Annotated in this window: 26 protein-coding genes and 1 riboswitch; of the genes, 6 read left to right on the forward strand and 20 right to left on the reverse strand. The window is 43.9% G+C overall.

Annotation, left to right across the window (positions count from 1 at the left end):
- Positions 1-14: 14 nt before the first annotated feature.
- The 13 genes from JI667_RS15730 to JI667_RS15790 form a co-directional block, all read right to left on the reverse strand.
- Complete coding sequence (locus tag JI667_RS15730) at positions 15-683, reverse strand: methionine ABC transporter permease (protein WP_206856846.1); 669 nt, start codon at positions 681-683, stop codon at positions 15-17.
- Positions 680-1,702 (reverse strand): methionine ABC transporter ATP-binding protein, encoded by a 1,023-nt coding sequence (locus JI667_RS15735; protein ID WP_206856847.1) that lies wholly within the window; start codon positions 1,700-1,702, stop codon positions 680-682. Before JI667_RS15735 ends, JI667_RS15730 begins: the two co-directional genes overlap by 4 nt.
- A gap of 154 nt (positions 1,703-1,856) precedes the next feature.
- Positions 1,857-1,963, reverse strand: a riboswitch (SAM riboswitch).
- A gap of 107 nt (positions 1,964-2,070) precedes the next feature.
- Positions 2,071-2,421, reverse strand: coding sequence for an SCP2 sterol-binding domain-containing protein (locus tag JI667_RS15740; protein ID WP_206856853.1), 351 nt, complete (start codon positions 2,419-2,421; stop codon positions 2,071-2,073).
- Positions 2,422-2,676: 255 nt separating this feature from the next.
- Positions 2,677-2,985 (reverse strand): thioredoxin family protein, encoded by a 309-nt coding sequence (locus tag JI667_RS15745; protein WP_206857061.1) that lies wholly within the window; start codon positions 2,983-2,985, stop codon positions 2,677-2,679.
- 5 nt (positions 2,986-2,990) lie between these two features.
- On the reverse strand, positions 2,991-3,350 hold the full coding sequence (locus JI667_RS15750; RefSeq protein ID WP_206856854.1) for a toprim domain-containing protein: 360 nt from the start codon (positions 3,348-3,350) through the stop codon (positions 2,991-2,993).
- A 173-nt stretch (positions 3,351-3,523) separates the two neighbouring features.
- Positions 3,524-3,760: a YusG family protein gene (locus JI667_RS15755; RefSeq protein WP_206856855.1), complete on the reverse strand. Its 237-nt coding sequence runs from the start codon at positions 3,758-3,760 to the stop codon at positions 3,524-3,526.
- A 92-nt stretch (positions 3,761-3,852) separates the two neighbouring features.
- The gene (gcvH, locus tag JI667_RS15760) at positions 3,853-4,236 is read right to left on the reverse strand and encodes a glycine cleavage system protein GcvH (RefSeq protein WP_206856856.1); all 384 of its coding nucleotides are present in this window, start codon (positions 4,234-4,236) and stop codon (positions 3,853-3,855) included.
- A 128-nt stretch (positions 4,237-4,364) separates the two neighbouring features.
- Positions 4,365-4,721 carry an arsenate reductase family protein gene (locus JI667_RS15765; RefSeq protein WP_206857062.1) on the reverse strand — a complete coding sequence of 119 codons (357 nt, stop codon included), beginning with the start codon at positions 4,719-4,721 and terminating at the stop codon, positions 4,365-4,367.
- Positions 4,722-4,832: 111 nt separating this feature from the next.
- Complete coding sequence (locus tag JI667_RS15770; RefSeq protein WP_206856857.1) at positions 4,833-5,135, reverse strand: ArsR/SmtB family transcription factor; 303 nt, start codon at positions 5,133-5,135, stop codon at positions 4,833-4,835.
- A 32-nt stretch (positions 5,136-5,167) separates the two neighbouring features.
- Complete coding sequence (locus JI667_RS15775; protein ID WP_206856858.1) at positions 5,168-5,947, reverse strand: SDR family NAD(P)-dependent oxidoreductase; 780 nt, start codon at positions 5,945-5,947, stop codon at positions 5,168-5,170.
- A 143-nt stretch (positions 5,948-6,090) separates the two neighbouring features.
- Positions 6,091-7,875 (reverse strand): acyl-CoA dehydrogenase family protein, encoded by a 1,785-nt coding sequence (locus JI667_RS15780; RefSeq protein ID WP_206856862.1) that lies wholly within the window; start codon positions 7,873-7,875, stop codon positions 6,091-6,093.
- Between the two features lie 75 nt (positions 7,876-7,950).
- Entirely contained in the window at positions 7,951-9,129 is a 1,179-nt protein-coding gene (locus JI667_RS15785; RefSeq protein ID WP_206856864.1) for an acetyl-CoA C-acetyltransferase, read from the reverse strand.
- Between the two features lie 37 nt (positions 9,130-9,166).
- Complete coding sequence (locus tag JI667_RS15790) at positions 9,167-11,551, reverse strand: 3-hydroxyacyl-CoA dehydrogenase/enoyl-CoA hydratase family protein (RefSeq protein WP_206856874.1); 2,385 nt, start codon at positions 11,549-11,551, stop codon at positions 9,167-9,169.
- Between the two features lie 439 nt (positions 11,552-11,990).
- Between JI667_RS15790 and JI667_RS15795 the strand changes: the two genes are divergently transcribed.
- Entirely contained in the window at positions 11,991-12,128 is a 138-nt protein-coding gene (locus JI667_RS15795) for a YuzL family protein (protein WP_206856877.1), read from the forward strand.
- A 398-nt stretch (positions 12,129-12,526) separates the two neighbouring features.
- A complete protein-coding gene (locus JI667_RS15800; protein WP_206856878.1) occupies positions 12,527-13,153 on the forward strand; it encodes a YczE/YyaS/YitT family protein in 627 nt (208 codons plus the stop codon).
- A 259-nt stretch (positions 13,154-13,412) separates the two neighbouring features.
- Here JI667_RS15800 and JI667_RS15805 read toward each other — a convergent pair whose 3' ends face one another.
- Entirely contained in the window at positions 13,413-13,907 is a 495-nt protein-coding gene (locus tag JI667_RS15805; protein WP_206856879.1) for a GNAT family N-acetyltransferase, read from the reverse strand.
- A gap of 72 nt (positions 13,908-13,979) precedes the next feature.
- Entirely contained in the window at positions 13,980-14,897 is a 918-nt protein-coding gene (locus tag JI667_RS15810) for a proline dehydrogenase family protein (protein ID WP_206856880.1), read from the reverse strand.
- A gap of 318 nt (positions 14,898-15,215) precedes the next feature.
- On the opposite strand from JI667_RS15810, the gene JI667_RS15815 reads away from it, so the two are divergent.
- Positions 15,216-15,479, forward strand: a complete 264-nt coding sequence (locus JI667_RS15815; protein WP_206856881.1) for a hypothetical protein — start codon at positions 15,216-15,218, stop codon at positions 15,477-15,479.
- A 79-nt stretch (positions 15,480-15,558) separates the two neighbouring features.
- Positions 15,559-15,843, forward strand: coding sequence for a spore coat protein (locus JI667_RS15820; protein ID WP_201714322.1), 285 nt, complete (start codon positions 15,559-15,561; stop codon positions 15,841-15,843).
- 217 nt (positions 15,844-16,060) lie between these two features.
- Here JI667_RS15820 and JI667_RS15825 read toward each other — a convergent pair whose 3' ends face one another.
- The 5 genes from JI667_RS15825 to JI667_RS15845 are packed head-to-tail and all read right to left on the reverse strand — an operon-like array spanning position 16,061 to position 19,971.
- Positions 16,061-16,318, reverse strand: a complete 258-nt coding sequence (locus tag JI667_RS15825; RefSeq protein WP_206856882.1) for a DUF2573 family protein — start codon at positions 16,316-16,318, stop codon at positions 16,061-16,063.
- Positions 16,319-16,344: 26 nt separating this feature from the next.
- Positions 16,345-17,091 (reverse strand): IucA/IucC family C-terminal-domain containing protein, encoded by a 747-nt coding sequence (locus tag JI667_RS15830; protein WP_206856889.1) that lies wholly within the window; start codon positions 17,089-17,091, stop codon positions 16,345-16,347.
- A gap of 5 nt (positions 17,092-17,096) precedes the next feature.
- Positions 17,097-17,915, reverse strand: a complete 819-nt coding sequence (locus JI667_RS15835) for an ABC transporter ATP-binding protein (protein ID WP_206856891.1) — start codon at positions 17,913-17,915, stop codon at positions 17,097-17,099.
- A 15-nt stretch (positions 17,916-17,930) separates the two neighbouring features.
- Entirely contained in the window at positions 17,931-18,986 is a 1,056-nt protein-coding gene (locus tag JI667_RS15840) for a FecCD family ABC transporter permease (protein ID WP_206856892.1), read from the reverse strand.
- 4 nt (positions 18,987-18,990) lie between these two features.
- Positions 18,991-19,971 (reverse strand): FecCD family ABC transporter permease, encoded by a 981-nt coding sequence (locus tag JI667_RS15845; RefSeq protein ID WP_206856894.1) that lies wholly within the window; start codon positions 19,969-19,971, stop codon positions 18,991-18,993.
- A gap of 219 nt (positions 19,972-20,190) precedes the next feature.
- Here JI667_RS15845 and JI667_RS15850 point away from each other — a divergent pair, with 219 nt between their 5' ends.
- Positions 20,191-21,150 carry an ABC transporter substrate-binding protein gene (locus tag JI667_RS15850; RefSeq protein ID WP_206856897.1) on the forward strand — a complete coding sequence of 320 codons (960 nt, stop codon included), beginning with the start codon at positions 20,191-20,193 and terminating at the stop codon, positions 21,148-21,150.
- A 169-nt stretch (positions 21,151-21,319) separates the two neighbouring features.
- A complete protein-coding gene (locus JI667_RS15855; protein WP_206856899.1) occupies positions 21,320-22,825 on the forward strand; it encodes a spore germination protein in 1,506 nt (501 codons plus the stop codon).

The raw sequence follows: 22,825 nt of genomic DNA on the forward strand, positions 1-22,825 counted from the left end.
TCATTCTCTCCTTTTTATCGTTTATCTAATTTATTTGTAAACAAATCCCCAATTAATTGAATGGCAAATACGACAAGTAAAATCATGATCGTTGCTGCCAGTGTTACATCTTCCCTGCTTCGCTGGAACCCATCCAGGTAGGCAAGGTTCCCCAATCCTCCTGCTCCGATAACCCCTGCCATCGCCGTATATCCAACAAGGGCGATAGCCGTTACCGTGATCCCTGAAATAAGAGCTGGTAAGGATTCCGGGATCAGTACTTTCCATATAATCGTGCTCGTTTTGGCACCCATTGCTTTCGCTGCCTCGATGACGCCTTTATCCACTTCTCTCAGAGCGATTTCGACCATACGGGCATAGAATGGAGCTGCACCAATAATCAGTGCAGGAAGCGCTGCGTTCGCTCCGCGTATTGTATCCAATAAGAATTTAGTGAAGGGGATCAATAATACTATCAGGATAATGAACGGAATGGAGCGAAAGACATTGACCACTGCACTTGTAATGGTATAAGTGAGTTTGTTCTCCCATAAATTCTCCTTGGATGTCAGAAATAACAGAATCCCAAGGATCATCCCCAATACAAATGTAATCATTACCGACATCCCGGTCATATAAAGGGTTTCAATGGTGGCTTCCCACATCTTCTCCCAATCCACATTCGGAAATAAGTTTTCCATCATCCTCTTAGCACCTCCACCTTAACCAACTGCTCTTCGGCAAACAGAACGGCTTCTTTAATGGTTCGTTCTTCCCCGTCCAGATGAACGAATAGTGTTCCATAAGCCCCTTTTTGTGTTTGCGAAATCTGTCCCTGAAGGATATTGACCTCAAGATCGTATTTTCTGATCAAGCTGGTTATGAGCGGCTGCTCAGTCGATTGGCCCACGAATGTGAATTTTAGTACTTTTCCTTTCGGATAGTGTGCTAATAGGTGCCCGACCGTTTCTCCCGTATCCTCTCTTTGGGATACTTCCTTCACAAATCGCTTCGTCACCTGCTCCACCGGGTTCCGGAACACTTCCAGAACATCACCGATTTCGACAACCTTCCCCTGCTCCATAACAGCAACTCGGTGACAGATTTTCTTGATTACGTGCATTTCATGGGTAATCAAGACAATCGTAATCCCTAATCGTTGGTTGATGTCCACCAGCAAATCAAGGATGGAATCGGTTGTTTGCGGGTCTAAAGCAGAAGTAGCCTCATCGCATAGAAGGACGTTTGGGTTATTTGCAAGGGACCGCGCTATTCCGACTCTTTGTTTCTGTCCCCCGCTCAGTTGGGATGGGTATGCGTCCCCTCTGCCTTCGAGTCCGACCAACTCCAATAGTTCATTGGCTCTTTGGACTCTTTCCTTCTTCGGTACCCCCGCGATTTCCAAGGGGAACGTAATATTCTGTAGAACGGTACGGGACCAGAGGAGGTTAAAGTGTTGAAAAATCATTCCAATGGACTGCCTTGCCTCGCGCAATTTTTTCCCTTTCACCTTGGAAATGGTCTGTCCATTTACATCGACGCTCCCTTCTGTAGGGACCTCCAGTCCATTAAGCATACGGATCAATGTACTTTTACCTGCTCCACTAAAGCCGATCACCCCAAATATTTCTCCCTGTGCAACGTCAATATTGACGCCGTCAACCGCTGCAATCGATCCTTTTTTGGATGGATAGATTTTTTTAACATCTGTAATGGTAATCATGTTGTCGCCACCTTCTTTCTAAGTAAAACCGTCGTTTTAATCAGGATAATAACTGCCCTTTCCTGGCAACCTATCGCAGGCTTTCATGATAATAAATAAAAAATGCCTTCCTGCGATAAGCAGAAAGGCATAATCATATATAGGACTATCCTTTCTCTCATCTTTCAAAGCAATCGCTTTGAGTGAATTGGCACCATTTCAATTTTCATTGACGGTTGCCGGGCTTCATAGGGCACGTCCCTCCACCTCTCTAAATAAGAGTAAAGTATTAAGTTATTTAATTATGTTAGCTAAAGACTCTGAAAATTTGCTACAAGAGAGATTCTATCATCGGATAGAGAAAGGTGTCAATTCTTTTTTTTCTTTTATTACACTTCAACCGATTCCCTTATCTTGGACCTTGTCAGCCAGAGCACGGACTCCACAAATAGGAGCGGACGGTAGCCCCCCCTGATTTCAAGAAGCCCTCTTTCAATCAACTGGGATAATCGTTCTTCCCCTGTCAGCAGAGAAATCATATCTTCTTCTACTCCCTCGATAACAAAATGGGCTTCAGGCATTACATCTTCTAATACTAAACATTGCCTGTTCGAAATGGAAATTCCGTAAGTTTGATTCCTGCATTGAAAATGAAGAATAAATGGACTGTCTGGAAACAAGAATCGCAGGTGATATCTTGAATGACACTGATCTACTAATTCCTCTAAATATATTCGCATGAATACCCTCCCAGTGAAACTTCTATATACTTACAATTCCACTTCAGGTGATCATTCCCTTTTAAACATTCTCGACATGTTTTGAACGTATGTATCAAATTTGTCGAACAGTAAGAATTTGGATGTTCTCCAGTCAAAAAATGAGGGGATTCGAACTATTTCCCGAGAAATATGTCTGCGAATGTAGAACGAAAAACCGCTATACTATTCAAAGAAAAAACAAAAAGACCCCGTCCAAAAAGGTCTTTTATCCCTCTAAGCATTCTTAGTGATGGCCTCATAGATGAAAGGAACGGATTGAAAGGCATAAATCCTTTCTTGTTCCACACCTTCCTTTAAGAGGAGCAGGCAGGGCACACTTTCAATGGAGTGCTTTTCTGCAAATTCCGGCAAGTAGTTCAAGTTTGCTTTCACAAAATGGAACGACTGGGGGAGTTTCTCCACAACGTCCATCATTTTCCCTGCAACCTGGCATGTACCACACATTGGTGTATAAAGGTAAACGGCTGCTAACGTATGACCATCAATCGATTGCTTTAATGCTTCTGTATTGCTTACCTCGATCAAAACTAGATCATCCTTTTTCCAAGAAATTGTTTATGCACATCAATATTTGCTCCGATCAGAACAGAGGCAAGGTGATACTCAGGTGCTGCGGCCACTTCTTTGTACATCCGGTCGATGTAAAGATGTTCAGCCTCAGGAAATTCACGCTTAAACTGTTTACGTAACTTCTCTCCTGCATCATCGGCATCCACCAGGATATACACATCCCTTTCAAACAGTTCGTCAATCAGTTCGTCCATCTTTGTAATGCTGATTGTTCCATTCGTGCAAATGATTTCAATCGGTTCTTTAATGATGTCTTTTACTTTCCTCTTATCGGTTGTTCCTTCAACGATGATTACTTTTTCGTCAAGTTCCATCATGATCATCACCTTATCTTTCAGAAATAAGATTAGGATAGTATATTCAGATAACAAGAGATGATGTCCACTTTCTACTCATATTTTCTCATGTTTACAAAAAATAGTGCAAGTGGTTTGTTTCATTGCTATAGAAATGATGCCAGATTCAATAAAGAATCTGGCACCGTGAAGATCTAACACCAACCACCTTCATCACAATCCGTATATCTGGCGTCATGTCCTTCAGTGGAGGTATAGCTTTGATAAATTTTATTTTCCTTTGCTTCAAAGTTCGGTTCAAGGGTCAATCCTTCTAGAGGCATGGCCATTTTGCCGATTGGTTGATTATCAAGGTATAATTCAACTTCACCATTTTTCAGTTTACCAGTCACTCTGCCTGTGACTTCCATTTTCTTCGGTTCAAGCACCATTTGTCTTCATCCTTTCTTTTTTTACATACTTATATGATGCCCAAATCGAAAAAAAAACACCTTGAGAAATCTTCAAGGTGTCCGGGTGGATATTATCCTTCATTAATCATTTCGTCATACTGTTCAGATGTCATCAGCTTGTCTACTTCTCCAGCATCTGAAGGTTCGACAACGACCATCCATGCCTTTTCATAAGGTGATTCATTCACGAATTCAGGGCTGTCAGACAGCTCTTCATTCACTTCTACTACCTTACCTGAAACAGGGGCATATAGTTCAGAAACGGTCTTAACCGATTCAACACTGCCGAATGGTTCATTCGCTTTGATTTCATCGCCAACCTCAGGTAACTCGACGAATACGATATCGCCCAGTTCGGATTGTGCAAATGATGTGATTCCCACGCGTACATTTTCCCCTTCAACTTTGACCCACTCGTGTTCTTCTGAATAACGAAGTTCTTTCGGTGTACTCATTCTCTATCCCTCCAAATGCTAGTTATACAACCTAATATTGACACACTTTTCATTGAAAAAGCAAGAAAACCAAGTAGGAATAATGAAACTTTTTCATTGTCCATCATTCAGGAAATGAAGGACTTTCATTACTTCCATGTATCTGCAAATGTTTCTTCTTTAAAACCAACTGTTACCTGGTTTCCATCTGTGGTAATCGGACGTTTGATCAGCATTCCATCTGATGAAAGGATTCCGAGTAATTCTTCATCAGAGGCTGAATTCACTTTATCTTTTAAGCCAAGTTCACGATATTTTTTTCCACTTGTATTGAAAAATTTCTTAAGAGGATATCCGCTTTTTTCATGAAGGCTCTTAAGTTCCTCTTTTGACGGGGGATTCTCAACGATATGTATTTCATTCAAAGCTATGCCTTGGTCTTCCAGCCACTTTTTAGCTTTGCGGCATGTACCGCACTTCGGATAAGAATAAAAAGTCAATGACATCATTCCACCACCTTTCGATTTCATTTAAGGACGGGGAAATATCCCCGTCCCGCTCATCAATCTATTTCTTACATTCGACAATATCCGTTAGTATCCTTCTTTTACGGAACATTACCCGCACTGATTTTCTACCGTTTCAACCAGCTCTTTAAGCAGGACTTTCGCATTATCCAATTCAAGAGAATAGAATCGCTGCGTTCCTTTCTGTTCCATAGATACTAATCGCTGATCCCGCAGGATTTTTAAATGATGAGAAACAGCCGGCCGGGATAGCGTCAGATTTTCAGTTATCTCATTGACCGTAAGAGGTTCTTGTTCGGCAAGAAGTAAAATGATATCTTGACGATAAGGATCGCTCAGCGCTTGAAACAATGGTATACAAGCACGAAATGTATCGATTGCTTTTTGACCCATAGTGTTCTCCCTTCAAACTCATTCACTATTAATTATACCCGTTCTTGTACCTTGCGAACAATACTCGTGACCATTTTACGCGGCATGAATCGAATCGACTGAGTAAGGATACGGTTTTTCATGCCCGGCACGATAACCGTCTTAGTAGTGGTCATCATCTGTCTATACCCTTCCTCCACAACGTCCTCGACACTCATCACGCCTGATTGGAACAGTTTGGAGGACTGAAGTTCCGCCGCGTCACTGAAACCCGTTCTGGTGGCTCCCGGACACAGTGCGGACACTTTCACCCCATGTGGTGCCCACTCATTCGCTAGAGCTTCTGATAAAGACAATACATATGCTTTGGTCGCATAATAGACCGCCATTAAAGGTCCCGGCTGAAAGGCAGCAGTTGATGCAACGTTTAATATTTGTCCGCTTCTTCTCATGACCATTTCTTTCCCGAAATACTTACTCAACTCTGTAAGAGCGGTGATATTTACTTGAATCATGTCGAGTTCTTTTGACATCTCTGTTTCCTCAAATTCTCCAAACAGTCCAAACCCAGCATTATTGATGAGTATGTCTACGTGTATTTCTTTTTCTTTCACTTCTTCATATAGCTTCTTTGGTGCTTCTGGATTGGAAAGATCAGAAGTAAAGACGTGGGCTTTCACACCGTATTTACTCTCTATTTCATGGGCCAGATTCATCAGTTTTCCCTCACTGCGGGCTACAAGGATCACATCATGACCGGATCCTGCAAATTTATGACTGAAGTTTAACCCGATTCCGCTTGAAGCTCCTGTTATTAATACCGTTTTATTCATCTATGGCAACCACCTTGGTTTTAAAGTTTAAACACTTAAACGTTTAAGTGTTTAAACTTATAGTAATTCAATCAGTTCGGGATGTCAAGTATAGAACAAAAGAAAGGGACGGACCTCCGATTCGGAGGTCCGTCCCTGATTACTTACAGTACATATTTCTCTGCGTCGATCAGTTTTTCTGATGCTTCACGCTTCACTGCGATCACGTTGATCGGTGTGTGGCGCGTGAACTTACGAAGGGCTGATAGCATCATACGCAGTGTGTCGCCCGTTTCGGTTGCGACTAATGTTTCTTTTGCATGCTGTTCGATTTCGTTGAAAGCTTCTTGACAGAAGATTTGTGTGTAAAGGAGCTTCTGCTTCGCTTTCTCTACTCCACCTTTTTCAATTGCTTTCTCGGTTCTAAGAACAACAGATTCCATTGCGTAAGCTTGTGAAACGATATCCGCAATATTCACAAGGATCTCCTGCTCTTTTTCAAGGGCCTTACCATATTTCTGTGCTGCCAATCCAGCCAGCATCAAGCCGATTTTCTTCGCATTTTTCACAAGGTATTTTTCCTGTGCAAGCGGCTCATCGCCTACTTCTTCAGGCATAAGCATCATTAATTCTTCTTGAAGGGCCTGTGCTTTTTGAAGGAGTGGTAATTCACCCTTCATCGCTTTGCGAAGATAAGTGCCGGGAACGATTAGACGGTTGATTTCATTCGTTCCTTCAAAGATACGGTTGATACGTGAGTCACGGTACATTCTTTCAATTTCATATTCCTGCATGAAGCCATACCCACCGTGAAGCTGAACGCCTTCATCAACAATATAGTCCAGTACTTCTGATGCGAAGAATTTGTTTAGTGAACATTCAATTGCGTATTCAGCAATGGACTTTGCCACCTCTGTTCCATTCTTCACTTCTTCTTCTGTAAGATTACTCATGCGGTCTTCAAACAATCCAACTGTACGGTATACGGAGCTTTCAGCTGCATATAATTGCGCCGCCATTGTTGAAAGCTTTTCTTTCGTCAAATTAAAGCTTGAGATTGGTGTTTTGAATTGTTGACGCTGATTGGTGTATTGAACCGTTACTTCAAGGGCACGCTTACTGGCTCCGACTGCACCTACACCTAATTTGTAACGACCGATATTTAAGATGTTGAAGGCAATGATATGACCTTTACCGGCATCCCCAAGAAGGTTTTCCACCGGGATTTCAGCATCTTCAAGAATCAATGTACGAGTCGAAGAGCTCTTGATTCCCATTTTCTTTTCTTCAGGACCTGTTGAAACACCAGGGAATTCTTTTTCCACGATGAAAGCTGAGAAATGCTCCCCATCGATCTTTGCATACACAACGAACACATCGGCAAATGCAGAGTTCGTGATCCACTGCTTTTCTCCATTTAAGATGTAGTGGGTACCTTCAGCGTTTAATTTAGCCGTCGTTTTTGCACCAAGTGCATCAGAACCTGAACCTGGTTCAGTTAATGCATAAGCCGCTAACTTTTCACCGGTTGAAAGAGCTGGAAGATACTTTTGCTTTTGCTCTTCGTTACCGAATAGAACGATTGGAAGGGATCCGATCCCAACATGGGCACCGTGAGAGATGGAGAATCCGCCGGCACGTGACATTTTTTCAGAAATCAAAGCAGAACTTACTTTATCAAGTCCCAATCCGCCGTACTCTTCAGGTACATCCGCCCCAAGAAGACCAAGGTCTCCAGCTCCTTTTAGTAGACGAACAGAGTGATCGAACTCATGATTTTCCAGATTATCAATGACAGGAACGACTTCTTTCTGTACATAATCTTCTGCCGTTTTTGCAATCATTTTTTGCTCATCGGAATAATCTTCCGGTGTGAAAACTTGTTCAAAGCTTACATCTTCAATTAAGAAACTTCCACCTTTGATTAGCTTTTCTGTTTGATTCGCCATTTCGAATCCCCCTAAAATTGATTATTTTGTAGTGAGTTGGGAGGGCCTCGCATTTAGAGGTCCGTCCCTCCCCTATTAACCGATTAATTCAAATACGCCGGCTGCTCCCATTCCGCCGCCGATACACATGGTGACGATACCGAATTGCTGGTTTCTGCGTTTCATTTCATGTACGAGTGAAAGGGTAAGCTTTGCGCCGGTACAGCCAAGCGGATGACCAAGGGCGATGGCCCCACCATTCACGTTTACTTTATCTTCGTCTAATCCGAGCTGACGGATGACCTGGATGGACTGGGAAGCAAATGCTTCGTTCAGTTCAAACAGTCCGATATCGGATAGTTCAAGTCCTGCCATCTTCAGTGCCCGTGGAATTGCTTCAACCGGTCCGATCCCCATGATTTCAGGTGGAACCCCCGCTACTGCGAAACTTCTGAATTTCGCCATCGGCTGAAGTCCCAGAGAACCTGCCTTTTCACGGTCCATCACCATAACAGCCGCTGCTCCATCACTCGTTTGTGAAGAATTCCCTGCCGTTACGGAGCCCTTCACATTGAAAGCCGGGCGTAACTTAGCCAGTACTTCCGAGCTTGTTTCGGCACGCACACCTTCATCCTTTGTAAATTGGAATGATTTCTCGACCAGTTTATTTTCACCGTTCACTGAGCGATGAAGGACATCAACAGGTACGATTTCATCATTGAATTTCCCTTCTGCGATGGCCTTGGCTGCTTTTTGATGGCTTCTTACGGCAAAGGCGTCCTGATCTTCACGGGATACGCCGAACTTCGTTGCCACCTGTTCAGCCGTGTGGCCCATACTCATGTAATATTGAGGAGCGTTTTCAGCAAGCTTCGCGTTTGGACGAACCACGTGCCCCATCATAGGAACCAGGCTCATGGATTCTGCTCCACCTGCAATGGCTGTGTCTGAGTGACCGAGCATGATTTTTTCTGCCGCGTAGGCAATGGATTGTAGTCCGGAAGAACAATATCGGTTGATCGTAATCGCAGGTACCGAGTCAGGCAGACCTGCAAGTCCTCCGATATTCCGTGCCATATTCAATCCCTGTTCTGCTTCCGGCATGGCGCATCCGATGATCAAATCATCGATGTTACCTTCATAATTTCCTGCACGCTTGAGGGTTTCTTTGACTACAAGTGCTCCAAGATCATCTGGTCGTACCCCGGCCAATGATCCTTTTCTTGATTTTCCGACTGGTGTTCTTGCACCAGCAACAATGACTGCTTCGCGCATGATATTCCCCCGCTTTCTAATATGGTTCAACCGCTGATTAGTTGCGTAATGGTTTTCCTTTTACAAGCATGTGCTGCATTCTTTGCTGAGATTTCGGCTGAGCAACCAGGCTCAGGAACGCTTCTCTTTCAAGGTCCAGCAGATACTGTTCGTCTACTTCGGTTCCGTATGGTACTTTTCCTCCTGCAATTACGTAAGCAAGTTTCTTCGCAATCATCAGGTCATGTTCTGAAATAAAGCCTGATTGGAACATGGATTGAGCTCCAAGAAGCAGAGTCGCGTAACCTGGTTCTCCTACAACTGGAACCTTTTTACGGATCGGCGCTGAGTATCCACCTTCGTACAAGCTTAGTGCTGCGCGTTTCGCATCGTATAACAGATGATCATTGTTCACGCTCACTCCATCTGCTTTGTTTAAGAAGTTATTGTCCCTTGCTTCATCACCGGACGTGGAGACCTTCGCCATGGCAATCGTTTCGAATACTTTATTGGCCACTTTCTGTAGATCGAATTCCACTCCATTTGGCAGATTGGCTAAGTGCTTCATATAAAGCTCTTTGTTTCCGCCTCCTCCAGGGATCAATCCTACCCCGACTTCAACCAATCCCATGTAGGTTTCCATGGATGCCTGGATGTGGGCCGCCGGTAAGCAGACTTCGCTTCCTCCGCCTAATGTCATACCGAATGGCGCTGCAACAACTGGTTTAGAAGAATATTTAATCTTCATCATCGCCTGTTGGAAGTGTTTCACGACCATATCGATTTCAAAGACGTTGTCATCCTGTGCTTCCATAAGGATCATGGCAAGGTTTGCTCCTACACAGAAGTTCTTGCCCTGGTTTCCGATGACAAGTCCCTTGAAGTTCTTCTCCACTTCATCAACGGCAAAATTAATCATTTGCGTGATATCCATCCCGATGGCATTGTTAGGAGAATGGAATTCAAGAAGGGCGATTCCGTCCCCGATATCAATCAGGCTGGCCCCTGAATTTTTCTTGATCAGTTTCCCCTGTTTTTTCAGAGCTTTTAAATCAAGAGCTTTAGGATTCCGCTCTACGAGCTTGTAGTCACCGTTGTGATAGAAGTAACGCTCCCCTTCTTCCTCTTTGTAGAAAGTGGAATGCCCCTCTGAAAGCATCGTTTCAACCCACTGAGGTACAGTGTGGCCTTCTTCCTTCATACGGGTTACGGATTTTTCTACTCCGATGGCATCCCATGTTTCAAAAGGTCCCATTTCCCATCCGAAGCCCCATTTCATGGCCTGGTCGATCCCTACGATATCATCAGCAATCTCGCCATGAAGCTGTGCTGAATAGAGTAGGACCGGTGAGACGATATTCCAAAGAAGGGTACCTGCCTGATCTTTTGCATAAACAAGTGATTTCACCTTATTTTTTAATCCCTTTTCATTTTTCGCCATTTCAAGTGAAGCGGTTTTCAGCTTCTTGCGTGGCTGATATTCCAATGTTTCAGGATTCAATTCCAGTATTTCTTTTCCCTGCTTCAAGAAGAAACCTTGACCGCTCTTACTTCCGAGCCATCCATTTTCAAGCATTTTTTGCATAAAGGCCGGTACTTCGAACACCTTTTGCTCTTCGCCTTCCACTTGGTCGTACACATTTTTGGCAACATGTGCGAACGTATCAAGTCCGACTACATCAAGTGTGCGGAATGTCGCACTTTTCGGTCTTCCGATGGTCGGCCCTGTGATGGAATCCACTTCCCCTACAGAGTAGCCGCCTTTCAACATTTCCTGGACCGTAATCAGTAATCCATACGTTCCGATCCGGTTTGCAATGAAGTTTGGCGTATCCTTCGCCATGACGACACCTTTACCGAGGACATCTTCACCAAATGCTTTCATGAAGCTGACGACTTCCGGATTCGTCTTTTTGGTCGGAATCACTTCAAGAAGCTTTAAGTAACGAGGTGGATTGAAGAAATGCGTACCTAAGAAATTCTTTTGAAAGTCTTCTGTGCGCCCTTCTGACATGGCCTCGATTGAGATCCCTGACGTATTAGAGCTGATGATGCTGCCCGGTTTACGGTAGCGTTCCACTTGCTCAAACACTTTTTTCTTAATTTCCAAGTTCTCGACGACGACTTCAATCACCCAGTCGCAATCCCCGATATTTTTAAGGTCATCTTCGAAGTTACCTGCCGTAATAAGTGAAGCGTTTTGTTTTGATGTTAATGGAGCAGGTTTTTGCTTGAAGAGCTTTTTTAAAGCGTTTTCACTAAACTGATTACGAAACGCCTTGCTCTCTTCTGTAAGTCCCTTTGCTTTATGTTCGTCGGTCAATTCTCTTGGTACGATATCTAATAACATTGTCGGGATGCCGATATTTGCAAGATGCGCGGCAATTCCTGAACCCATGACTCCTGATCCTAACACTGCTGCTTTCTGAATTCTACGAACCAATGGTATTTCCCCCTTATACTCACTTTGAATGAATACTCATTCATTTTTCACTTAAAAAAAAGACTCGAATGAGTTCCTATTACATCTAATATATCGGATATTCTAAAATATCGCAATATTTAAACGTTAAATTTACAAAAAATTCACTAATGTCTCCCACACCCTCCAAGGACAAACATCTACAACCATCTACAGCAACCTATTCACAAAAACCCGTCCACGTGAAAAACAAATACCCAAACATATGTCCTACTATATTTATATGATATTTTCGAGGGACGGACCTTAGGTAGATGGCCTTTTCTGTTCCCATTTTTTATTAAAAGCCTTATTTAAAGGGATTTTTCTCCTTTTTTGCCTTGATTGCTGCTGAAATATGGAGGTCCGTCCCTCATAATTCATTCTTGTTTCGGGCATGTTAGGGGTGGAGGTGTTCGATATGGCGAAGCATAAGAAGAATCCTTCTAAGGCTGGGGTTAGTGCAGCAAGTGTGAAGGGGGATGCCGGTCCGACGGTTGAGATGGATGGCGGCGGTAAAAGGAACAGTCAGAACAATCAATTTAAGAAGCAGCCATAAAAGGTTTGGGAACGGCACCTGATTCATTGTGATCTGGTGCGGTTTTTTTATGGGGTGTGCAAGGGACATGGTGCGGTTTTTTCCACCTTTATTTTGTTTAATTGACCGTTCGACAAATTTCACCACTTCCAATCGTGCCTCTCATCACCTCCACCACTCATTCGCCCACCACCCTCCCCCCCCCTTGCCCCAGCTATTACGGCCAGCCCTCTGAACAGTCACACACCTAACTTCCTTCCCATACAAAAATTAACTTTGCCTTCCTTCACGTTTTACAGTAAACTATGATTATCCATTAGAAGACGTCAGACCTCCTACTTTAACAGCATGATCGAAGTAGATTGTCTGTTTTTTTAAGTATTTGAATGATAACGTTTACAGATAAGGAGTTTGTACAGATGAAGCGAAGAATAATGTTTTTTACAATTGGGCTTTTCATTTTAACGATGGGGGTTGCCCTCATCATTAAATCAGGCCTCGGAGCCTCTGCCTGGGATGCCCTGGCGGTTGGTGAATCGAACATGTTCGGGATTACGGTTGGGACGGCAGTCTTTATCAATGGGATTGTGTTGATTGGCCTGAATGCACTCATTATGAAGAAAAAGCCGGATGTATTGGCAGCGGGATCTATCCTGGTGATCGGGATGTTAATTGATTTTTGGCTGCTCGTGGTCTTTAACAATTATGCTCCTGGGATGTTGATGAACCAACTGTTCGCTCTCGCTTCTGGAATTTTGACGATGGGACTTGGAATAGCCATTTACCTGCAGGCTAAGTTTCCGGCAAGTCCGATGGATACACTTATGGTGGCCATTCACACTCGGTTCGGATTAAATCTTCGTAACTCAAGGATCATCAGCGAGGGATTTGCCCTTTCACTTGCCTTTTTATTTAGAGGAGATATCGGAATTGGAACGATTATTGTGACACTTACTTTAGGATTCGTCGTTCAATACAGCTTCCCGATATTCGAGCAGATCTTCGAAAAAAAATCGATGGGAAAAGCAGCCGTATCAGCTGACTGACCCAGAGTAAAAGCCAACTCCCGGGGGAGTTGGCTTTTTTTCATTTCATGAATGGGCTAATCCGCCTTCCCCATTCAACATTTCATGGATACGCTTCCTCCGGCTTTTATCAGCGAGTACATAGAGAATATTGCCTGCTTTGATCAGGGTGCCCCCCCTGGGAGTGATCAATTCAATGAGGGCAGTTAAGAGCACAACGAAGAATACGACGTTAATGAAGGATTCATTGTTTTCGATACCTGCTACTAGTGCGATTTCCTTATAAGGTTCTTCCCATTATGATGTATTCGTCAGGGACATTAGGGAAAAATCCCTCTCGTATGGTTTTAAAGTCCATTCTATGATAAAAGGCGATGGCAGAGTGATTATCTTTACGGGTTGTGAGGAGCACTCTCTCTTCCATTCTATTCTGCAATAATTTCTCCACCAAATGTTTGGCGATTCCCGTACCTCTGTATGCCGGGTCGACCCCAAGCTCCACCAGCTCCATGCAATTGCTCAGCCACACATGTTCTGCATGTAAATGGCGTGATAATAAATCGTGATAATACTGACCCTTTCTTGAAGAATAACCATAGATATACCCTGCTACCTCCCCATCGGTGATAGCCAGGTATCCTTCAAAAGAAGGATACGTCGAATGACGCTTGAACTGTTCTTCCATACCGACGGGATCAACGTTGAACAACCGGCAATATAGTTTGATCGTCTTTCTAAAATAACTACCCTGCACACGAAAAGGCACTACTTTCATCTTTTCCCTCCTACCAAATGTATACAAATAAAGACCCTATGAACATCCATAGAGTCTGCATCCTGCTTACTATTATTTCTTTATGACTCCTTTTAGAACAAAGGCGACGTTAGCCGGTCTTTCAGCCAGTCTTCTCATGAAGTATCCGTACCAGTCCGTGCCGTATGGTACATAGACGCGCATTTTGTAGCCTTCTTTGACCAGTTCATGCTGACGTTCCACGCGGATGCCGAAAAGCATCTGGAACTCGAATTGATCCCGTGGAATCTTATACTCTTCCACGAGCCTTTTCGTATATTCGATCATCTCATCGTCATGGGTGGCAATGGCCGTATAATTCCCGTTCAACAAGTGAGTTTTAATGATTTTTTTGAAATTATCGTCTACATCCTTCTTATCGGGAAACGCAACTTCAGGTGACTCTTTATAAGCCCCTTTTACAAGACGCAGATTAGGGGAATACGCATTCAAATCATCGATATCCTTTTCTGTTCTATATAAATAGGCTTGAATGACGGTGCCAATGTTATCATACTCTGACTTCAGACGTGTGAAAATATCAATGGTCTTTCCACAACGGCTGTAGTCTTCCATATCAATGGTAACGAAAACGTTCTGTTTGGTTGCTTCATCTAGAATCAGTCTCATATTCTTCATGACAACCTCTTCAGAAATATCAAGCCCCATGGAAGTCATTTTAAGGGATAGTTGAGACTTGAGGTTCTCTCTTCCGATTGCACGAATCGCCTCTACGCATTCAAGGGCCATTTCGTTTGCTTCACGCTCATTGTCCACAAACTCTCCCAAATAGTCGATCGTTACAACAAGATTCTGACTATTCAGCTCACGAATAACCTCAACTGCCTGCATGATGGAAGACCCTGCGACGAATCGACCGGCACCAAAGCGCAGACCATATTTTTTAGCAAGTTTCGTCATTGGCTTATTTTTTGAAAGGAATAAAAAGAAATTACGCATTGCTTGCTCCATGTTGCTTACCCCCTGAAAAAACATATATACCATACTATGAAACCGTTTTCTTAATTGCTAAAAAAGAGAAAGTTCATACGCGGTATATCTACCAACATTTTATCACCTTTTAAAGGTTTTGAATATACTTTCAATACTTTCTTAGTAGAATATTATCGAAATTTGTAAATGCGTGAATAAGTCTGTTGAATAGTAGGAAAAATAACCTTTGCCTTAGGATGATATCGCTTTCTCAACATTTGGTATACAGGGTAATTTTACCTAACCTGCCATCTCAAAGAAGGCATATTTGAAAATACGGAAAGGGAGGACTGAATCATGCAACAACAACCTCAACAAGGTCAAAGTAACCAGCAGCAGACTTATACACAGCCACCGAATATGCTCACTACAAAGGATTCCCTTTATTTAAATGACATGCTGGCCTGGAATCTGAATGCCATGAAAAAGTGTCACTTTGCAGCTGCTCACTGTCAGGATACGGAGATTAAAGTCGAGTTGGATAAATGCGGGCAAATGCATCAGCGTCACTACCAACAGCTATTGGCACACTTAAACACGACGAACCAAAACATGATGTAGAAAGGGGCCATCTTACGTGAATCAACCAAATCAGCAAAAAATACAAAATCCACAAACTCAAGTACCGGCTACACCGCAGATGAATGATCGTGACTTCATCACTGATGTCCTTTCACAGGAAAAATACATGACTGCTTCTTACTGTACAGCTCTGAACGAAGCGAGTCATCAAGCGCTCTATCAAGACCTTCTAACAATATTTAATGAAACACAGAATGCCCAACGCGAACTGTACAATGAAATGTTCCGCAAAGGCTGGTACAAGCTTGAAGCCGCCGACAGCCAGAAAATACAACAATCGTATCAACAGCACCAGCAGTATTCTTCTCAATTCCCTTATGGGTATGGCGGTCAGGTTCAATAATTGAAAAGACAGACTCCGGTCTGTCTTTTTTTGTTGGGTAGTGTGTGCATGAGAGAGTAGCATTCTAAAGAAGTTTCAAAGTCGATATGACTGGAACCATATTAATCATCCATCCCCAAAACCGTTTAATACCTTCCTCTAACCTCCCCGTTCCGGACAAAACCCAATATAAAAAGCACCCTCTTTTCATCAAAAGGGTACTAATCAATCTAAATCGCTATTCTTTGTTCCCATTCATTTCCGCACGATGAGCTTCATTCATCTTCTTAATCTCACCGACGATCCGTTTCATCTCTTCCTTGCCTTCAGGATAAAGTGAATTCCAATGCTTCACGAGGGCAGGCATGTTTTTGGCGATGAATGAGTAAAGGGCATATTGCGTCACCATTTCTTTCTTGTCGGCATCGTTTTTTCCAACCAGTAGCTCCGTGTACTTTTCAAGCAATGCATCAAATTGTTCGGGAAATTCCTTCATAAGGTTAACCTCCTTGTGAGTATGAATCAGGGCTTTTTCACCAGACAGGTGCGCGGACAGGTTTTACATCGATACTGCTCCCCATTCTCCATCCTATAGGAGAAACAGCATGTTTTCCTTACACGTACCTTCTCCTCTCCATCATCGACATTTACTTTCCTGCTATAATATCTGGCCAATGGATTTTGATGATACCTTCCGAACCACTGCCGGTTTTCATTTGACAGAAGAGCTCGAAATTGGTCATCACGTCTACTTTTCCATCCTTCATTTTGAAGGAAGTCATCATTCTCGAAAATCCAGAATACATATACGGCCACGTTTTCCCAAAGGATGAGGTTGGAAAGCTTCGTCGTCTTCTTTAGTGATTGAATCACCCGATCAAGATGTTCCCGAAAGAGGGATTGAATGAACACGTTCTTTTCCTCAAGGGACAAGAACTCCGAGACGGACGCATCTTTCAAGTGAAAGTGAGGCATCCACAGACCATTTTTGTCCTCATCCACAAGAATCAGATTTTCAGGCGTAACGTTTACTTTCTTATTCCAATACGTCATCGCCACCAAGCCCATGGCCGCTACAAAAGCATATCGCTTCATGAATATGGATGCTGCCACTTTAAGATCATCCGTCCCGATCATTGAACGGAGACGGGACAGGTAATTCCTCATCTCATCAACGTCGCAGAATGTGCTTGCGTCAACTCCTTGATTAGCAGCAGTTGAAGGATGAAACCGGTATCTACCGAGAGTCTCCCATTGTTCCTCAGTCAAGGCATTCATCCCGTCTCAACTGCATCCTTCAATATGCAACGCCCTTTCCCGAATGGAATGCATAATGGTGTACCGAATAACGGGTCCCTTGAAACCTGACAGTCCATATCGAACACATTCTTCACGAGTTCACAGCTGATCACCTCTTCAGGCTTCCCTTGGGCATAAATCTGCTTATCCCGAATCGCCACAATATTATGGGCATATCTGCAGGCGAGATTCAGGTCGTGAAGAACCATGACGATGGTACGCTGTTCCTTTTCATTGAGCTCGAATAATAAATCCAGGATTTCAATCTGATGGGTCATATCAAGATACGTCGTAGGCTCATCCAACAATATGATGTCTGTATCCTGGGCGAGTGTCAGAGCGATCCACGCACGTTGTCTCTGACCCCCTGACAGTTCATCCACTTTCCGATCCCTGAGCTCCTCCATCTTCGTAGCTATTAAAGCATTCTGGACAATTTTCTCATCCTCATGGGACCACTGTTTGAGCCAGGTTTGATGGGGATAACGTCCCTGCTTGACGAGCTGCAGGACGGTCAAACCTTCCGGAGCCGTGGGAGATTGAGGGAGAATGGCCATTTTCCGAGCGACTTCCTTCGTTGATAAACGTGAAATTGCTTCTCCATCTAACAGTACAGAACCTTGTTTCGGCTTAAGCAATCGGGCAATGGAACGGAGAAGTGTGGATTTACCACAGCCGTTCCCGCCGATAAAGACAGAAATTTCCCCTTGCGGAATGTCAATATTCAATTCGTCAATGACCGTCCGTTCCCCGTATGATAGAGTCAAATCTTTCGTTTGTAATGCATCACTCATCTATGGCCCACTCCTTTAAGAATTTCTTGTTTTAAATAAAAGATAGATAAAATATGGTGCACCGATCGCAGCAGTAAATACTCCTGCAGGAACTTCCAAGGGCAGGAAGAAGGTTCTGCCGATCAAATCTGCGACCATGACGAGAATTCCGCCTAGAAGGGCTGCAGTCGGAAGCAGCGCCCCGAATGAAGACCCTACCATCCGCCTTGCCATATGGGGAGCCATCAATCCTACAAATCCGATTCCTCCTGCAAAGGCAACCGCCCCGCCAACCAACGCCGTTGACATGAGAAGCAGGAAGAAGCGCTGGAGCTGGACATTCCCTCCTACACTTGTCACGATTTCTTCGCCTAGTTCCTGTATATTCAGCTGACGTGTAATAAAGAAGCTTAACAGAATAAAGACCAGGCTCCAAGGAAGCAATATCCATACATCCTGCCAGTCGGACCCGTTCACCGTACCCGTAATCCAGATATTTGCCTGACTCGCCCGGTAAATCGGGCCGAGTATCATAAGCAATGTGGTCAGGGCTTGAGTCAAAGCTGAAATACCAATACCAATTAGAACGAGTCTAACAGGAGAAACCCCTTTACGCCAAGCCAAAAAATAGACCAAAAATGCAATGATTGTCGCTCCAAGGAACGCTGCAACGGGAAGCCATTTAATACTGACCATCAACGAGTTGTCATCATTGCTGAATATAGTCAGGAATGCAACGACTGCCGCACCTGCTCCACCTGTAATTCCGATAATATCAGGCGAAGCCAACGGATTTCGGATCATCCCTTGAAGGATACCACCCGCGACGGCCAATGCCATCCCGGATAAAAGGGCGATCATAATACGGGGGAGTCGAAATGAAGTGACCACGAGCTGTTCCAAGCTTGACCCTCCTCCAAACCAGACACTGATCACCTTCCAAGGAGCGATTTGCATGTCACCGGTACCAGTACTGATAATTAGGACAAACAGCGTTATCACGCCAAGGATTGTGACTTTTCTTACCGCCGATAAATCAACAAGCATGGAAACCCGGTCCTTTAACCAACGTTTTCCTATAAATCGATTCATTTGTTTAAAACCCCTTCCTTGCAACATACACGAAGAATGGTGCACCGATTATGGCTGTCATGACGCCAACCGGTACTTCCTGGGGCATGATGATGTATCGGGCTCCAATGTCAGCGGCCAATAGGAATACCGCTCCGAGAAGGCCCGAGAAGGGGATAAGCCACCGATGATCCACCCCAATGATCTTCCTGGCTAAATGAGGGATGACGATGCCGATAAAGCCGATGGGACCGGCCACGGCAACGGATCCACCTGCTAAGAGGACGACGACGGCCAGTGCAAGAAATTTAATCAAGGTCGTCTTCAAGCCGAGACCTTTCGCCACATCTTCCCCCATGGCAAGGATGTTCATCTTGCCGGCTATGATGAGGGCAAGGATCCACCCTGCTAATATATAAGGAAAGACCCCATTCAATATATCCAGACTTCTTCCTTGCACAGAACCAGCCAGCCAGAATAACACCTGCTCGAGTGCCGCTTCATTCAGGACAAGCAAACCTTGTGTGAAGGAAGAAAACATGGCTGTGATGGCAGCACCCGCTAGCGTCAGCTTCATCGGTGTCAGTCCCTTCGTCCCTGCTGAACTGATGACATACACACCGACAGCGGCTAGACCGGCACCTGTAAATGCCAGCCACGTAAAAGATTGAAGATTCGTTACGCCGAATAATGTAACCGCCACAACCACCATGAAAGCTCCGCCTGCATTGATCCCGAATATTCCAGGCGAAGCGAGGGGATTCTTGGTCATTGTTTGCATTAAAACCCCTGAAATTGCCAGGGAAGCACCAACTGTCCCTGCAATCAGCGCCCTTGGCAGCCGAATCGTCTCGATGACGATATGTTCCGTCGAACCCGTTGGATTGATAAAAGCATCCAAAGCCGTTTTCCATGAAGTGTCCGTGTATCCGTATACAATGCTGATGCCGATAAACAGAAATAGTAAAAGTAGTGTACCTAAAAATAACAATAATTGTTTTTGCATGTGCTAACCTTTCTAATCCTTACGCCGTTTATAAGGAATGGAAAATCGTATATAACGTTCTGTTCTTCCCTAACTATTTTAAAGAAGATTGAAACAAGCGTCAATGATTTTGAAAATCATTATCAATTATGGATTGACAATGAAAACCTTCTCCACTACTATTATGAGTGTAAATGATAATCATTATCATCGATAAACCAATATCAGGAGGATATACATATGAAATGGAAAGCCTTACTATCTTTACTGCTGATCTCTACTTTTCTATTTCTTGCGGCATGTGGAAATAAAGACGAGAAAGATGAATCTGCAGCAAATGATTCAAAAGAAGAAACATACACGGTGAAACATGCCATGGGTACGACAGAAATCAAAGGCACGCCTAAAAAGGTCGTCATCCTTACAAATGAAGGGACAGAAGCCCTTCTTTCCATGGGAGTGACCCCTGCAGGGGCTGTACAATCATGGACAGGTGATCCCTGGTATGAACATATTGGCGACGACATGAAGGACGTTGAAGTGGTTGGAACAGAGAGCGAATTAAACATGGAAGCCATCGCAAAACTTCAACCGGACCTGATTATCGGAAATAAAATGCGTCAGGAAGAGCAGTACAATCAGCTGAAAGAAATCGCACCAACGGTCATGGCTGAAACCCTTCGCGGAGATTGGAAGGAAAACTTCGAATTGTATGCGAAAGCCTTAAATAAAGAAGAAAAAGGTCAAAAAGTATTGGATGAATACGATCAGCGGATTGAAGATCTTAAAGGCAGGCTTGGAGATAAGCTGGACCAACAAGTATCCATGGTTCGCTTCATGGCTGGGGATGTCCGCATTTATCATAAAGATTCATTCTCAGGGGTGATCCTGGATGAATTAGGGTTCGCCCGTCCTGATGGTCAGGATGTAGACGACTTTGCTGAAAAAGGTGTGACAAAGGAGCGCATACCGGCGATGGATGGCGATGTCCTATTTTACTTCACGTATGAAACAGGTGATGGAGAAGCGAATAAGCTTGCTGAAGAGTGGATCAACGACCCTCTATTCCAGAACCTTGAAGTAGCGAAGAAGGATCGGGTATACGAAGTCAACGACAGCATCTGGAATACAGCAGGCGGCGTCATCGCTGCAAATCAAATGCTTGATGATATTGAGAAGTATTTCTTAGAACAGGAATAAAAGTAAGCCGGAAAGGGATTCTCCTTCCGGCTTTTTTATATCCTACCATTGCTGGCTCCCATCACTACCTTCCTTACGATGATTTTCCTCCTCCCCCTCCATTTTTCATAATTCTCCTTTTTTCGGAAACACTACAAGGTAGAATATACTTCGGACATGAGGGATTAGTATGTTTCCATTCTTTAAGAGCAAAAAGAAGATCGATCAGGATAAGAAGAAGCAATCATATGAGAGCATGAAAAAGAAAGCGGAGAAATCCGTGGACTATAAACAGGCTTTTTATCAAAACCCGCATACCGGTGTGAAATTCAGCTTGCATTTCATCAGCACATTAATCGATAGTAAAATTTTACAAGATGATGTCCTTCCATCTTTGCTATCTAAGGATTTTCATTCTTTGGAAGATCTGAATGGCCTCGTACCAGTGTTGGATATACAAATTTCCACAGATGAAACTCAAATTGAACAGAAACTCTATAACGGCTATACCTTGCTTACGATGGGTGCCTCCAATCGAAAGTTCGCCTTTATATTCACTAAAAACGAAATGGGAAGGAAAGTATCCCAACCAGAGGTAGAGTTCAGTGTCGTCGGTCCGAAAGAGGCATTTGTGGAATCCCTGATGGATAACTTAAATCTCTTACGAAAACGTCTTCCTATCAAAGAACTCGTCGTTGAACTATTCAATGTAGGGAAACTAACCCATACGAGAGTGGCATTACTGTATGTAGATGGCTTGGTAGATGATGCGAATGTGAATACGGTCAGGCAGAGGGTTCGTGATATTGACTTCGATCAAATCATGGACAGTTCATTTATAGAACAACTGATTGCAGATAATAGTAAATCGCCCTTCCCACAGTTATTGGACTCCGAACGACCTGACAGGGTCGCTTCGGTACTCGTGGAAGGAAAGGTTGCCATCATGGTGGACGGTTCACCCCATGCATTGATAGGGCCGACCACCCTGGTGGAATTCTTTAGTTCCTATGAAGATTACTTCCTGAATTTTTTCATTTCGTCCTTCTTACGTCTCGTTCGTGTATTCGCTGTAGCATTCTCCATCTTAATTACACCGATCTACGTAGCGGCACTGACCTATCATTATGAACTGATTCCAAAAGATTTGATGGCAACCCTTATTACGTCGAGACAAGAGATCCCCCTGCCTCCGATACTTGAGGCATTATTTCTTGAACTGACCATTGAACTGTTGCGGGAAGCCGGCGCCCGCCTGCCGACAAAGGTCGGCCAGACGATCGGTATCGTTGGAGGTATCGTAATCGGGACAGCATCCGTTGAAGCGGGGATTACAAGTAACGTACTTCTCATCCTTGTAGCCCTTGCGGCACTTGCTTCCTTTACCACTCCCGTATACCGGATGAGTAATACCATTCGTCTGCTGCGTTTTCCTTTCCTCTTGTTTGCACAGCTTTGGGGATTATTGGGGATCGTTTATTGTTTCTGCCTCCTTATGGGGCATCTCTTACAGTTAACGTCTTTAGGCAGACCGTTCTTAGAGCCACTTTATCCTCCAAGGGTAAAGGACCTGAAAGATGCACTCATTCGACTTCCGTTCAGTAAACAAAAAGGACGTCCGGAATATTTGCGTACCAAGAAGCCGTTTAGGTTCCGACCGTCCGAAGGCAAGAGAAAGCTCGATATCGATGAATAA

Source organism: Bacillus sp. NTK074B, assembly GCF_017303375.1.
Taxonomy (GTDB): domain Bacteria; phylum Bacillota; class Bacilli; order Bacillales; family Bacillaceae_B; genus Rossellomorea.

What these genes read in the sequence shown, in the direction of transcription:
- JI667_RS15730 (WP_206856846.1), bottom strand. Translation starts at nt 683, where the DNA reads ATGATGGAAAACTTATTTCCGAATGTGGATTGGGAGAAGATGTGGGAA.
- JI667_RS15735 (WP_206856847.1), bottom strand. Translation starts at nt 1,702, where the DNA reads ATGATTACCATTACAGATGTTAAAAAAATCTATCCATCCAAAAAAGGA.
- JI667_RS15740 (WP_206856853.1), bottom strand. Translation starts at nt 2,421, where the DNA reads ATGCGAATATATTTAGAGGAATTAGTAGATCAGTGTCATTCAAGATAT.
- JI667_RS15750 (WP_206856854.1), bottom strand. Translation starts at nt 3,350, where the DNA reads ATGATGGAACTTGACGAAAAAGTAATCATCGTTGAAGGAACAACCGAT.
- JI667_RS15755 (WP_206856855.1), bottom strand. Translation starts at nt 3,760, where the DNA reads ATGGTGCTTGAACCGAAGAAAATGGAAGTCACAGGCAGAGTGACTGGT.
- gcvH (WP_206856856.1), bottom strand. Translation starts at nt 4,236, where the DNA reads ATGAGTACACCGAAAGAACTTCGTTATTCAGAAGAACACGAGTGGGTC.
- JI667_RS15765 (WP_206857062.1), bottom strand. Translation starts at nt 4,721, where the DNA reads ATGTCATTGACTTTTTATTCTTATCCGAAGTGCGGTACATGCCGCAAA.
- JI667_RS15770 (WP_206856857.1), bottom strand. Translation starts at nt 5,135, where the DNA reads ATGGGTCAAAAAGCAATCGATACATTTCGTGCTTGTATACCATTGTTT.
- JI667_RS15775 (WP_206856858.1), bottom strand. Translation starts at nt 5,947, where the DNA reads ATGAATAAAACGGTATTAATAACAGGAGCTTCAAGCGGAATCGGGTTA.
- JI667_RS15780 (WP_206856862.1), bottom strand. Translation starts at nt 7,875, where the DNA reads ATGGCGAATCAAACAGAAAAGCTAATCAAAGGTGGAAGTTTCTTAATT.
- JI667_RS15785 (WP_206856864.1), bottom strand. Translation starts at nt 9,129, where the DNA reads ATGCGCGAAGCAGTCATTGTTGCTGGTGCAAGAACACCAGTCGGAAAA.
- JI667_RS15795 (WP_206856877.1), top strand. Translation starts at nt 11,991, where the DNA reads ATGGCGAAGCATAAGAAGAATCCTTCTAAGGCTGGGGTTAGTGCAGCA.
- JI667_RS15800 (WP_206856878.1), top strand. Translation starts at nt 12,527, where the DNA reads ATGAAGCGAAGAATAATGTTTTTTACAATTGGGCTTTTCATTTTAACG.
- JI667_RS15805 (WP_206856879.1), bottom strand. Translation starts at nt 13,907, where the DNA reads ATGAAAGTAGTGCCTTTTCGTGTGCAGGGTAGTTATTTTAGAAAGACG.
- JI667_RS15810 (WP_206856880.1), bottom strand. Translation starts at nt 14,897, where the DNA reads ATGGAGCAAGCAATGCGTAATTTCTTTTTATTCCTTTCAAAAAATAAG.
- JI667_RS15815 (WP_206856881.1), top strand. Translation starts at nt 15,216, where the DNA reads ATGCAACAACAACCTCAACAAGGTCAAAGTAACCAGCAGCAGACTTAT.
- JI667_RS15820 (WP_201714322.1), top strand. Translation starts at nt 15,559, where the DNA reads ATGAATGATCGTGACTTCATCACTGATGTCCTTTCACAGGAAAAATAC.
- JI667_RS15825 (WP_206856882.1), bottom strand. Translation starts at nt 16,318, where the DNA reads ATGAAGGAATTTCCCGAACAATTTGATGCATTGCTTGAAAAGTACACG.
- JI667_RS15835 (WP_206856891.1), bottom strand. Translation starts at nt 17,915, where the DNA reads ATGAGTGATGCATTACAAACGAAAGATTTGACTCTATCATACGGGGAA.
- JI667_RS15840 (WP_206856892.1), bottom strand. Translation starts at nt 18,986, where the DNA reads ATGAATCGATTTATAGGAAAACGTTGGTTAAAGGACCGGGTTTCCATG.
- JI667_RS15845 (WP_206856894.1), bottom strand. Translation starts at nt 19,971, where the DNA reads ATGCAAAAACAATTATTGTTATTTTTAGGTACACTACTTTTACTATTT.
- JI667_RS15850 (WP_206856897.1), top strand. Translation starts at nt 20,191, where the DNA reads ATGAAATGGAAAGCCTTACTATCTTTACTGCTGATCTCTACTTTTCTA.
- JI667_RS15855 (WP_206856899.1), top strand. Translation starts at nt 21,320, where the DNA reads ATGTTTCCATTCTTTAAGAGCAAAAAGAAGATCGATCAGGATAAGAAG.